The organism is Planotetraspora silvatica, from assembly GCF_016863315.1.
Lineage (GTDB): Bacteria > Actinomycetota > Actinomycetes > Streptosporangiales > Streptosporangiaceae > Planotetraspora > Planotetraspora silvatica.
The window spans coordinates 33537-46619 of record NZ_BOOQ01000041.1 but is presented as its reverse complement, the minus strand read 5'-3'; the positions used below and the strand labels follow the sequence as shown (position 1 = coordinate 46619).

Annotated in this window: 9 protein-coding genes; 5 read left to right on the top strand and 4 right to left on the bottom strand. The window is 66.8% G+C overall.

Features of this window, described 5'->3' with window-relative positions; genetic code table 11:
* Window positions 1-236: 236 nt before the first annotated feature.
* A complete protein-coding gene (locus Psi02_RS28465; protein ID WP_203978924.1) occupies window positions 237-1196 on the bottom strand; it encodes a hypothetical protein in 960 nt (319 codons plus the stop codon).
* 248 nt (window positions 1197-1444) lie between these two features.
* Between Psi02_RS28465 and Psi02_RS28460 the strand changes: the two genes are divergently transcribed.
* Together Psi02_RS28460 and Psi02_RS28455 are read left to right on the top strand one after the other, a co-directional pair.
* A complete protein-coding gene (locus Psi02_RS28460; RefSeq protein WP_203978923.1) occupies window positions 1445-2053 on the top strand; it encodes a hypothetical protein in 609 nt (202 codons plus the stop codon).
* A 184-nt stretch (window positions 2054-2237) separates the two neighbouring features.
* Entirely contained in the window at window positions 2238-3116 is an 879-nt protein-coding gene (locus tag Psi02_RS28455; RefSeq protein WP_239095230.1) for a hypothetical protein, read from the top strand.
* 458 nt (window positions 3117-3574) lie between these two features.
* Here Psi02_RS28455 and Psi02_RS28450 read toward each other — a convergent pair whose 3' ends face one another.
* Window positions 3575-4321 (bottom strand): DUF998 domain-containing protein, encoded by a 747-nt coding sequence (locus tag Psi02_RS28450; RefSeq protein ID WP_203978921.1) that lies wholly within the window; start codon window positions 4319-4321, stop codon window positions 3575-3577.
* A 166-nt stretch (window positions 4322-4487) separates the two neighbouring features.
* Here Psi02_RS28450 and Psi02_RS28445 point away from each other — a divergent pair, with 166 nt between their 5' ends.
* A complete protein-coding gene (locus Psi02_RS28445) occupies window positions 4488-5804 on the top strand; it encodes a sensor histidine kinase (protein ID WP_203978920.1) in 1317 nt (438 codons plus the stop codon).
* Window positions 5798-6556, top strand: a complete 759-nt coding sequence (locus Psi02_RS28440; RefSeq protein WP_203978919.1) for a response regulator — start codon at window positions 5798-5800, stop codon at window positions 6554-6556. The genes Psi02_RS28445 and Psi02_RS28440 overlap by 7 nt, the downstream gene beginning before the upstream one ends.
* A 75-nt stretch (window positions 6557-6631) precedes the next feature.
* Here the strand turns inward: Psi02_RS28440 and Psi02_RS28435 are convergent, their stop codons facing one another.
* Together Psi02_RS28435 and Psi02_RS28430 are read right to left on the bottom strand one after the other, a co-directional pair.
* Window positions 6632-7822, bottom strand: coding sequence for a TolB-like translocation protein (locus tag Psi02_RS28435; protein ID WP_203978918.1), 1191 nt, complete (start codon window positions 7820-7822; stop codon window positions 6632-6634).
* A 357-nt stretch (window positions 7823-8179) separates the two neighbouring features.
* Window positions 8180-11512, bottom strand: a complete 3333-nt coding sequence (locus Psi02_RS28430) for a family 20 glycosylhydrolase (RefSeq protein ID WP_203978917.1) — start codon at window positions 11510-11512, stop codon at window positions 8180-8182.
* Between the two features lie 615 nt (window positions 11513-12127).
* Here Psi02_RS28430 and Psi02_RS28425 point away from each other — a divergent pair.
* Window positions 12128-13048, top strand: a complete 921-nt coding sequence (locus Psi02_RS28425; protein ID WP_203978916.1) for a hypothetical protein — start codon at window positions 12128-12130, stop codon at window positions 13046-13048.
* Window positions 13049-13083 lie beyond the last annotated feature (35 nt).

The window sequence follows — 13083 nt, the reverse complement described above, 5'->3', positions numbered from 1 at the left end:
TGGTCTTTTTCTTGGTACGGCTCTCGCCGCGCAGGCCGCCGAAAGCAGCCGGATGCCACCACTCCTGGAACATGTCCGGAATGATCTTGACTATGTTTTCGCAGGTCGGCTCAGGGATTTCGCGGGGTTCCGGAACGATTCCGAGTCTTCCGGCGACACCGAAGGGTCCCGGCGGTGAAACCGATTAGGCGCGATTCCACGGCCATCCCCGACCACTTGCGCAAGACACTCCTGAGTCATGTAGGAGAGGGGGTCCGCAGTGGCAGCGAGGCGTGGTCTGGCGGGGAGGCATCCGGGGTCGGCGATTCCACGGTTGGTGGGGATGGTGAACTGTCCGGCGGCGACATGGCCGGGGACTGGATCACCCTGTACGGCACCGGCAGCCCGCTCGACGCGTCCAGCAGGATCCGGTCGCCGAGTGGCTTGGCCAGTGTGACCTGGGTGGCCCCGACCAATCCCAGGGCAGTTCCACTGCAGACACCGTCGACCGCCCCAACATCGAGATCGACCACCACCAGGTCGTCCGCCTCGAAGCTTCGCACGCGGTGCAGCGTTTCACAGCTACCAGACATGTACTCGAGCCGGACGGTCGTCCCTTCACCCGGCTGGTAGCCGTTGACCTCCGCCGCTCCAAGAGCCGGAGGTGTCGCCGTGGGAGCAATCGCTACCCGGCTGAACGTACCCGGCACGTCCCGCACGCTGAACTGCCACGCCGGGACGATCGCCGGGCCCCGGCTGGTCTGGATCTGGACCTCGCCCAGGCGCGCCCCGATGACCGTAAGCAGCCCACACTCGCCCGGAGCGCACTTCTGGTGCGGGTTGGGCGCGCTCATCTCCTCGTACGCCGCCGAGGCCGGCAGCAGCGGCAATGTCATCGTCGTCCCGTCAAGCCACCGGATCTCACCGTGGGAGGGAGCGCTGCCTGGCAGATCCGCGTGCAGTTCCCATCTCCCGGCTACGAAGGCCAGCTTGCTGAGACCGGTGAACTGAACATCCTTGCCCAGGACTGTGAGCTCCTCCCGGGGGACGAACCCGCGCGCCCACTCCTCGGACAGCCCCGTCGCCCGCCACCGCTCCGCGACCACGGCCGCGGGCTCGTCGACGTCCGTCGAACCCGGGGCTACCAGGGCGGCCCCCTGGCCGCATCCGGCCATCACGATCGCGCCGACCGCCAGTACGAGCCAAGAAGCTCTCATGCCTTCCACGACGTATCCCGCCTTCGACTGGTTCACCGTTGCCGTCCAGGAGCGAGGGCAGGATCGCTGGATGACTCTGCGGCTGCTGTACTTGATCGCTTTGCGGGGTGTTCGCCCCGCGCATGAGGCGTCGGACCTGCTTCCCCTTCGGGCGGGTCGACGGCATACGGGGTGATCAGGAAGGTGGAATGTGCGCGGGCACGCAACTTGGTTGCGGACAGGATGGCTGTTTTGTAATGGTGTCCGCCATGGAGCTTGAGCCGGGCATCGATCCGGACCGCCACCACGACCCTGGACGGTGGTTGGCTCAGTTCGCCGGCCGAATCCTCGTAGTGTGCCCACGGTGCGGCGGTTGCGCCGTCGTCGTTCCCCGGCCGGGTCTTCCCGAACTTAGATACTTCAGTGAGCTGCTGTTCCAGCCCCGCCGTTTGACCTGCGGGGAGTGCGGAGCCGTCGCCGAGTGGGCACCCGAGCTGCGGGGGGCCGGGTTGGTCGGCGTGACATTGGGAGGCACCGAGGACCCGTTCTTCCGTCGACCTCTGTGGCTTCAGACCCGTTGTGTCAGCCAAATCCTCTGGGCCTACAACGAGGACCACGTCGACGAGCTGGCGGCCTACGTCGGCGCCCGGTTACGTGAGCGCGGCGTTGCTCGGCCGACGATGGCCATGTTCGCGCGACTGCCACGATGGATGAAGGCGTCTGGCAATCGCTCTGACGTCCTCGCCGGCTTGGAGAGGCTGCGAGTTCAATCCAAGCGTTCGACGCCCGCCGACCGGTCCGACGTCGCACATGAGCACGGCGACCGTCCTCGGCCACACAAGAGCATGCTTTTCCGGGGCGGTCAGTACCAGACGTGATCTTCACAGTCCCGACTCGCAGCCCCTACCGGGCAAGCCGTTTTGACGGAGGGGTCCATTAGGTTTCGTTGGTATGGCTCGAACGACTCCGCCGCGCCCCGTTGACATCACGGCTGTATTTCCTGAGATCGCACCGCTAGCCCGGACGGCCACGCGCCTGCATCCGCGGCCTGGAACACCCGGCGTGCGTGACAGTTCGATCGGCGGTCCCCTGCTTTGGCCCTCCGACGAGTCATGGCCACTGTGCGAAGAGTCGCACGAGGACGGGGGCGACTTCACCCGCCTGGACGCCGAGCGTCACCGCAGACGCATTCTGTCGGCAGCCTGGGGGCGGACACCAAGGGGCGAGCAGTTCGCCATCACACCCGAGGAACGAGCCGAACTCGACCGCCTTGAGGAGGAGGACCCCGACCCCGATACCCCGACCACCATGCTGGCCGTCGCCCAACTCTTCTTGCGGGACGTGCCAGACCTAGTGGGACCGCCCGGTGCCGATGTCATGCAGATCCTCTGGTGTCCCCGCGATCATGCCCCCCTCTCCTGCCCTGCGCTGCTCCTGCGCTGGCGTCGTTCGGCCGACGTCACGGACGTGCTTGCTGAACAGCCCGAGCCAGAGATCATGGAGTACGACACTTACCTGCCTGAGCCATGCGTACTGCATCCCGAGCAGGTCGTCGAGTACCCCTACGAGGATTTTCTGCCCGGTCATCTGAGGGAGCGGATTCGGATCTGGGAGGAATCCAGCGGGCACCGGTACTTCTCCGAGCTGTCGATCGCCGGCGGCTGGAAGGTGGGCGGTTACGCCTCCTGGAATCTCAGCGGCCCCCAGCAGATGGCGTGCGATTGCGGCGCCGACATGGAGTTGCTCTTGAAGATCGGCGGTGGAGAGTGGGACAGGACGGGGAGCTGGCGGCCCCTGGAGGACGCCGGGCCCCAGAGTGAGTTCCACGAGTACCCAAACCGATGGGACCCGACGGCGATCACGATCGGCCGTGGGTATGCGCTGTGGGTTTTCACCTGCCCGGTCTCGTTCGACCACCCGTATGGGATGAGCATGCAGTAGGGCGGCGAACGGCATATGCCAGAGGGGCTTGGATTGGAGGTCGCCCCGACCGTGGCGCCGGCGTTTACGCTCCGAGATGATCAGAAGGCGTGGCGTACGCGCCGTGCAGGCGAAGACCAGGCTACCTGCTTGATCATCGTGCAATTAGCGTGCACTTGGACAGGGCGACGAGGGGTCAACCACGGTCACTCATGACCAGCCCGAAGCCCAGCTCAGCGGCCCTACGAGCCGTAATCCATACACTTCCCAAGCTGACAGCGGGCTCGCTTCCCGTCGCTCGCTCCGGGCAATGGCAGCCCGGCCCGATCCCCCGGCTGGAGATCGGGCCGGTTCACCTGACGGCGAATACGGCGGCCTGATGGCGAAGCACCACGCCCGAGGATGAGGTAGAGCGAGGACCACAACATCGTCAGCAGGATGCCCGAGACCTCATCATGCTCGAGCCACGAACCCCCAGGTCAACCTCGGCGGCTGAGTTTCCGCACCCGACAAGCCAACCCCATGGACAGATCGATCTGCGCTGGACGGTCGGCACGCAGTACTGCCGCCGCCAGCGTGGCCAGCAACGCGATGTTGGTGACCAGCGGTACGCGCTCGGCGATGCCGCTGTACTGACGTGCGCCCAGCAGCCACATAGGGTCATCGATAGGAATGAACGTGGCGACGAACGCGGCGATGCCGAGAAGGCTCGCCGTGGAGAGGAGCCGGACGAGGGCCACCGTCGATTGCCAGCGGGGATCGGTTCGGAATCGACGGGCCAGCCGCAGCCCGGCCACCGGCAGGCAGACGAACCCGACCAGCGCGGTGTAGCGGTGCAGCGTGTCATGCCAGATCGGCGGCGCTCCCACCGGCGCCATCGGGAAGATCGCGGCCATCACCAGAGCGCCGGTCCAGCCGGCGAACAGCACCCAGGCGAGGCGATCGTCCGGCGCTCGCAGGTCGACCAACGCGAAAGCGATGCAGATCGACGCGAAAGCGAGCGCGATCATGCTGATGCCGACTAGACGCGCGCCGAGGTTGGTGAAGATCAGCTCGCTGAAGGTGGGGCGGATCAGGTCGATGCCGCCCGGCCGGCCCAGCTCGCCGGCGAGCGCGGTGGCCAGCGCGCAAGCGATCCATAGCGACCCGACGCCGGCAAGCATCCGAGCGAGGCGGCGCGGGTTGGGATCGACGACGGCGGTTGCGTGCGGTTGTACGGTACCCATGCGGACAGGCTGGGAGTCACGGGGACTCATCCGCGTCGGCCCGCTGACTGATTTCCCACCTCATCCGCGTCGCCGTCCGCGCGGCGGGAGTGCGACCTGATGGTGACGTTCAGGATCGCCCCACAGAGCGATGCCGACGGATTCTCGGCTGGTTACCCTGGCCGGTATGGACAGCACGGCAGGCAGACTCGGCCTCGGCGGGCTTGCCGGTCGGGCCGGGTACGCGCTGCGGTACGTGCTGGTCACCGGGCGGGACCGGGACCTGGCGCCGTCCGCCTGGGGCACCGGCCGGAAACGGTACGCCCAGCGGGCGCTGCTCGTGCTCGCGGTGGCGGTGCTGTTCGCGAGCGAGATCAGCAACGGGTACCTCCCCACCTACGGGGGCGCGGTGGTCCCGATCGTCGTCCTGCTGCACATGGTTCCGATTCTGCTCATGCGGCGTCGGCCGTTGACCGCCTGGCGATTCACTGTCGCGGGCACCGTGCTGACACTGGCCGTTGCGGCGATGCTCACCCACGGGGATGGCGGGCACGACCTCGGGACACCCTGGACAGCCGGAATGCTGCTGTACCTTCCCGTCCTGATGATGACGATCGCGCGCTGTCCGTTTCCCTGCGACCTGGCCGTCGCCGGAGTCAGCCTGCTGCTGGTCATCCCAGCAGGGATGGCGGTCGGCGCCGGGCCGCTGTCCGGCGCCGGGATATCCGGGATTCTCGCGGTGAGCGCCGCCACGCTGGCAGGCCTGGGCGTCGGCCGGCAGGACCGGATCGAACAGCAACTCGACGTGGTGAACCGATCGGTGGCCGAGGAGCAGACCAGGCGGGCCGTACTGGAGGAGCGCGCCCGCATCGTCGGTGAGCTGCACGACATCATCGCGCACCATCTGTCTCTTATCGCGGTGCGGACGGAGAGCGCGCCGTACCGGCTGGCCGCCCTGCGCGCGGCGACGGATGATGATCCGGTACGCGCTGAGTTCGCCGCGGTGGGCGACGCCACCCGGCAGGCGCTCAACGAGACCCGCCAACTCCTCGGCGTGCTGCGCCGCGACGACGACGAAGTGGACCTCGCACCGCAGCCCGGCCTGGGTGACATCGACGCCTTGGTGGCCGAGGCTCACTCCTCCAGCGTGCCCGCGACGCTGACGGTGCACGGGCACCCCCTCCCTGTGCCGCCCACCGTTGGCCTCGTGGTGTATCGAGTCGTACAGGAGGCCCTGAGCAACGCGCGGCGACACGCCCCCGGAGCGCCGGTGCGCGTCGAGCTGCGGCACGCGGCCGACCAGGTGTTGGTCACCGTGGACAACGATCCGCCGCCCCGGCCCGTCCGGCCGGTACCGGCAGGGTCCGGGTATGGTCTCGCGGGGATGCGTGAACGGATGGCGATCGTGCGCGGCGAGTTGGCCGCCGCGCCACGACCGGACGGCGGGTTCACCGTCAGCGCCGCGGTGCCGGTGACCGCCGACCATCGTGGAGCACTGTGGTGACGCGGGTGTTCATCGTCGACGACCAGGCCATGGTGCGGGAAGGATTCACGTTCCTGCTGGATGCGCAGCCGGATCTGTCCGTGGTGGGGACCGCCGGAGACGGTGTGGAGGCGCTGGCGACGATTGCGGAGCTCAGCCGGCAGGGTGAGCGACCGGATGTGGTCATGATGGACATCCGGATGCCGAAGCTGGACGGGCTGGAGGCGACCCGCCGACTGCTCACGCGGTCCGCGCACGACGACCCGGCATCGGACTTCTCATCGGGTCTCGTGCCGCCGGCCGACCAGCCGCTCAAGGTGCTCGTGCTGACCACCTTTCACCTCGACGAGTACGTCTACCAGGCGCTCCGCGCGGGCGCTAGCGGATTCCTCCTCAAAGACGCCACCGCGACCGAACTCGTCACAGCCGTGCGGGTCATCGCCGCAGGCGATTCTCTTCTGGCCCCGGCCGTGACCAAGCGGCTCATCGCCGACTTCATCCGAGCTGACCGCTCGACACCGCCGGTGCGCCCCGAGCGGTTGGCCGAGCTGACCACACGAGAAACGGAGGTCCTCACCCTCGTCGCCAAAGGCCTTACCAACGCGGATATCGCGGTCGAACTCGTCGTATCCGAGCACACGATCAAGACCCACGTTGGCCACATCTTGGGCAAACTGCACCTACGGGATCGGGTTCAGGCCGTGGTGCTGGCCTACGAGACCGGCCTCATCACACCCGTCGGAGCGACCGACAATCCACGCTCACCCGCGTAATGCCTCCACTGCCCCGACAATCGCATAGTCATCGGCGTCGGTGGCTTTCACAGACTCCAACAGCGAGCGGCTTTCTCAGCCGCGCCTGAGGTCTCCCAGCGCGACCATGGCGTTGTCAGGCAGGTCGGCGACCCGCAGCAGCTCGCCGCGGGACACCCGCCAGGCCAGCAGCCGGGAGGGCCGGCCCCGACTGGCGAACAGCACCGTGTCCTCGTCGTACCAGCCCATCACCTGACAGCACCCCGTCCACCGATCCGTCCCCGGCAACACAAGTCCTGCGGCGAGTTGCCCTGTCTCGGCGTCCAGCACCACGATCACTTCGGCCTCGATGACGTCGGCATAGGGGCGCGGGCCTCCGGCTCCGAATACATCCCCGGCGATACGTCCGCCGCGCAGCCAGCCCGTCCCCCACCACTCGCCCGTGCCCACGGCGAGTCGAGCGCGCATGCGGTTCAGCAGGGTCCCAGAGGTGTCCCAGCGTGTCAGTTCAGCCACCTGCGATGAGGGGTTGTGCAGTCGGTAGAGGTCTGTCTCCGGCTCTCCGCCCGCCACCGTCCCGAACCCGGGGTACGGCGGATGCCTGACCCTCCCGGTGTCGCTGTCCACCAGGTACACCGCCTCCTCCTGCTCGACCACGAGCGTGACGCCGTCCGGACGCCAGGAGACGCTCTCGTTGAAGCCGGGCACCGGCCAGCGGCGGGAGGTCGCGTCAGTCAGGTCGACGACCACGACCTCATCCCGCTGTGGAAAGGCCGCCATACGTCCGTCCGGGCTCAGCGAGGTGTCGTCCAAGGCAGATTGCTCGTTCCCATGCCGGTCGGTCACCCTGGCCAACCCGATGTCGTCCAGTTCGCGCAATCCGCCGTCGCCCCCAAGGGCGAGCACCGGGCCGGGGTCGCCCTCGCCGCCTCGTTGGAACAACGCCAGCGCCCGCGCCATCGGCGCGGCGGATAGCGGAGTGGCGCCGTTCAGCGAGAGTTTGTCAGGCAGGACCGTCTCCAGCCGGGGTAGCCGGTCTTCGTCGGCCCTCTCAACGCCTATCCAGATCCCGGGAGCCACCGCCGTCGCGGTCGCCACCGCCGATGCCGGCACGGACGGCGTGAGCGTGGCCGCCGACGCCGTCGGACTGTCCGCGGACCGCATCCCGGCCGTCCTAGGCCAGGCCGTCACGGCTGCCAGCAGCACTACGAACACGCCTGCTGCCACGACCACCCAGCGCGCGACGCGTGTCCCGTTTCCGCTGTCGAGTACCTCCTGATCGTCCACGCTTCGCCTTCCTGCCCAGTGGGATGACTCACCAGGTAGTACCGACGGGCACGAGAAAAGGTTCCTACGGCTTCGATGGCCCGGGGGACGGTCGCAGGTTCGAAATCCTGCAGAACGCGCGCTCGCTCTAAACAGCGGAAACCCCCGCCGAACTGCAGAGATGCAGTCGTACGGGGGTTCCCTGTGTCCGGCCGCCTACGGCTGACGATCTTCGTTTGCGGCCGTTCCTGCCCAATGCGTGCCCAAGCCTTCGGGGGGCTCGGCGCTGGGCTGATCCTCCTTGATCGGTGGGACGAACCGCTCCACGTCCGCGGAGCGCTTCGTCCCACCATCACGTCTCGTCGTAGGAATCAGCGGTTACAGCCCGGCGCACTGTCCCGTCTTCGGGCCGGACACCGAGTTGGGCTTCCCGGTGTTCGTGGGCGGCGGGGTGTTGCCAGAGCAGGACAGCGGACCACCGACATGGTTCGCGGCGATCACCGGCGCCGACTGCACCGAGTTGCCCGTCACACTGAGCGGGCCACCCACCTTCGTGCCGCTTATCGAGAGCCGGCCCGTGACCCCGGACACCGTGACCGGACCACTCACCGTGGTGTCGGTGAGCGAGACCGGACCCGTGGCCCCGGACACCGAGACGGGCCCGCTCACCACAGAATCGATCAGTCGTACCTGAGCTGCGCGGGTCACCGACAGCGGCCCGGACAGCTTGGCCTTCACCGCGACCAGTCCCGCGCCGGCCGCGACCGTCACCGGCCCGGAGACCACCGCGCCGTCGAGGCAGGTCAGTCCGGAGGAAACGGGCAGAGGCTCGTTCACCCGGCCCGTCACCTTCGTCGTGCAGGCGGAGGCAAGCTGTCGATCATGAGCGCCGACGTTCACGGCCCCGACCGTGATTCCCTGCGAACACGCCGAGACGAAACCGAACTGAGCCCCGGCACCTTCGGCCTGCTCTGCGTCGAAGCACACGTCATACGTGCCGTCCGGAACGCTGAGCAGGTAGCGCCCGTGCTCGTCCGTCGTCACCGGTGTGCCGACGGTCGCTCCCGTTTCCGGATCGTGCGCCGTCACGCGCACCCCGGACAGGGTCCCACCATCTGGACCGGTGACCGCACCGTAAATGGAATCCGGTCCGGCGACGAACGGCACGACCCAGGTCTGGTCCTGATAACTGAAGGTGACGGTTCCGTGGTACGCCTGGTCCGCCGGATAGGTGTGGCTCCCGCTGACCGACATCAGGCTTCTCCCTTGCCGTTGGCTCGCCACGTAATCGCGTCCCGCGACACTGGCCGCCTCCGTCGGGGATCCGTCGCCCCAATCGATCACGGCCGCGACATTGCCGGGCGGAATCGAGCCGGCGGTCAGACGCGCCAGGGGCGTATTGCTCAGGGTCTTGTCCACGCCGAACCGGGCGACCGTTCCCATCGCCGCCGGGCTCCAGGTGACCTGGGAGATGGTGCCGTAGTTCACGTTCGCGAACGCCCACCGGGGTCCGGCCACGCTGAGCCGCTGCCGATACGCGTCGTAGTCCTGGCTGAGCGTTTTGGGAGACCAGGCCTTTTCGAGGATTCCGGCCAGCCGCGGGAAGACCATGTACTCGTTCGTGGCCAGCCCACGCATCTGCTCGCCCCAGATGGGCGCCTCGATACCGAGGATGTCCTCAGCCTTCGGCCCGCCGTAAGCGGGTTGGGCCCAGACCGACCGGTACTTCTCGTACACCCATTCCGGGTCCCACGAGTAGGCCTGGAGAAGTTCCGTCCGCGGCGTCCTGCCGGGGGAGCCGTCATACCCGAAGTCGAGATAGGCGTTGTATTCCGGGGTCACGATGACGTCCCGGCCCTGGTTGAACCACTCGGGCTTGATGAGAGCGGGCCCACCGCCGGTGTAGTCGGACCAGTAATGGTTGATGGAGGTGGACCCCGGTGCGTACCCTTCCAGCGCCGGGTTCCAGCCCATCATCCGCTTGCCGTTGTCGTTGACGATGATCTCCATCTGCCGGATCCACCACTTGTAGTCCTCGTGGGGCATCCCGATGGCCTCGTCGCCGCCGATGTGGATGATGGGTGCGGGAGAGATCGCGGCAAGCTGCGCGATCGCGTCCTTCCAGAACGCGAGGGCCCGAGCACTGGCCGGGTCATTCGGATTGGTGCAGAACCGGTCGGTCTGGGTCTGGCCTTGGCAACCCACGACCGCGCGGCCGCCCAGGGCGGTGACCGCCGCCGTGGCATGGGCCGGGCCCTCCAGTTCGGGGACGATCTCGATGAACCGATCGGCCGCGTACTTGACCAGGCCCTTGAAGTCCTCTTGCGTGTAGAAACCCGCGAGGCAGGCCGCTCCGTTGCACCCGGTGCCGTCCAGTGCCGGGTAGCCCTTGATCTCGAGGCGCCAGGACTGGCTGTCGCTGAGGTGCAGGTGCAGTTGGTCGCCCTTCAACGCCGCCAGTTGGTCGATCATGGACCTGACTTCGGCCACCGTCATGAAGTTACGGGCCGGGTCGAGCTGGAGACCTCGATGCTCATAACGTGGGTAGTCCACCACCGTTATGGGCTGTGCCGTCCATGGCCCCACGCCGATCGAAGGCGAGTAGGTCGCCGCCGGCAACAACTGCCGAAAGCTCTGAAAGCCGTTGAACAGGCCGTGGGTGTTCGGGGCCACGATGCTCACGCCCGTACTCGACACCGTGAGGGAGTAGCCTTCGGCCGCGGCGACCTCGTTGCCCTGCGGAAGGCCGGCCACTGGAGCGACGGCGAGGGCGATATCGGCGGCGGTGGCGGAACCTGTCACCACGGGGAGTTCGTACCCGGTAGCCGGCCGCAGGTAGCCCGCGAGAACTTCAGCCGTGGCGGCGAGGCCACTGCCGGAGACCACGATCCGGGATTCAGCCGTGAGCTCCCACGGCTGACCGGTGCCGGGCGTCTGCTGCACCGGCACGGGAATGATCTGGCCCACGACCGGCGCCGGCTTGGGGCCGGACCACACCTCGAACTCGTTGATCGTGTATCCGGTCGTGGAATTCGTGGCCAGGGCCTGCATCCGTACGCAGGAGATCGGGTCCTTGCGATCGATGACCTGGGAATCCTTGTCGCTCGGATTCACCACGTGGGCGACCGTCGACCACGTCTGGCAGTCGGCGTCCGTGGCGACCTGCAGGTCGTACTCCGTCGGTTTGGCCGGCGACGTCCAGCGGCTGAACACCTCGTAAACCGGGGCGGGCGTGGCCAGCTTGACCTGGAACCAGTCCTGAGCCGGGTCATAGCCGTTACCGACCGACGCATAGTTCGAGGTCCAACCGTTGTGGACGAAGACGTCGATGGCGTTGGCGGGCGCGTACGTCGCAGCGGGGGCGGTCATGCGTTGAGACTTGGCGGAGGCGACCGCACCCGGCAGGAGCGCGAGATTGACGCTCTCGGCCGTGGCGCTCGTCGAAACCGGGAGAGGAGCGATCTGGGGTGATTCCGGGGAGGTCGACGCCGTGCCGGCCTGTGCGGCGTTCGCCGTGACACCGGTGAAGGTTGTGGCGAGGAGCGCACCGATTGTCAAAGCAGAGAGCGCGCGGGCCCGAGGCCGTCGACTTCCGCCGCGGCCCCTTCTCTGCTCGCGCTTCGCCGATAGGAACGAGATCTTCACGTCACTCCTTAAATCGGGGTACCGCATACCTCCAGCACGGGCCGCGTCCGGGCATTGGTTGGACATGTCCGGCGACCCGTTCGGCGCTGCAGCGTCCGTGCAGCTTCCTGATGTGGTGGTGGGGAGTTCACGCGGCCAGGAGACCGACCATCCCGGCGATCTTCTTGCTCATCTCGATTACCGCCTTGCTCTTGGGGGGTGACTGGTCTATACCGGTTGGCGGCCTTGGGCGGCGGATAGATCCCTTATGTAGGGGTCTCAGGCTGTCAGGGTAAACAGAAGTTAAAGTTTTGGTCCATACCGCCATGTATCGGATTCGCAACAACGGCGACTGTTGCCACAGCCGGTCTATACCGGGGCGAGGGACGGCGACGACGTCTGTCGGACTCGATGGGCGGGGGCGGTCGACCGGGAGATCGAACGCGGCGCATCCGATGGACACCATCGGTTCAGGTCGGTCCGGGCAAGGAGAACCGCCGCCTTGCCGTCCTCCGCCGGTTTCCCGAAGGGCCGCCTGCAGCGATGGCCGCGCGAGATCGCGCCACGAAGCGATCACTCAGTCGCTCGTTCACTTGCTGTGGCGGGCCTGCCTGAGGACACTCCTTGGAAGCCGGGTACGCCTTCGCCCTCCAGACCGGGTGGAATAGGGATCCGGGGTTTGGCCGGCCTTTCAGGAGAATCATGCTGGGATGGTTAGAATCAATCGACCCCTCCTTGGCCGCGGCCTTGATCTCCGCCGTGGTATCGGTTGCCGTAGCGGTGATGACCGTACTCTTGGCGCCCACTCTGAAATACGGATTGGACAGTCGACTCGAGTCACGGAAACTGGACCTGCACTACCGGTCTGAGCAACGGAAGGCACTTCGGGAACATATCGCGCGACACAAAGGCCGGATTCTGGAGACGGCGGCTGACCTGAACGATCGATTGGCGAACTTCGTGCGCCTGGCCGATGCGAAGGACTGGCTGGTGCTGGAGGGACGGTACCCTGGCGGATCATATTCCAGGACGTTTGCTCAGCGTCTCATCTCGCATTGGTGCGTCATCCAGCAGTTCACGGATTCCGCTATTTATGTCGACGCCACGGTGGCCACAAAGGGAGATCTGGCATTCCTGAAAATCTTGAGACTCAACATCGGCATATGGACCGACGCGAGTCTGTTCGAAGGCCTTCCATATGACCCGGCCCGTGCCACTGAGCATTTCTTCCAGGGCCAGTTGTCCGACATGGTGACATCGCTTCTGGCGTCCGCCGACGGCGACGGGGACATGACTTTGGGCGAGTTGCGGAGGGCTTTCACCGCGGCCCTGGATGACGAGCCGGAGACGTATCGGTCGATCTTCATGTTCCTCGACGGACTGCAGCCGGGCAGGCTCAAGTACCAGAGGCTCCTTGCGGCCCATCTCATGCTGATGATCACGCTCAACGACTTCGGCTACGACCACCAGCGGACGGCACCTGAACGTATGCGCCGCGTGGTCGATCTGCTGGATCCACTGATCCGCCGCAACTTCGTACTTCTCCTGCGCGAGGCGCACGTAGAGGAACAGACGGAAGTCAAAGCCCTCCTGGCCATGCTCGCGCTTCCGGGGGACAAGTAAGGCTCAGGCCGTAAGGCGGACAGAGGAGGGGGCCG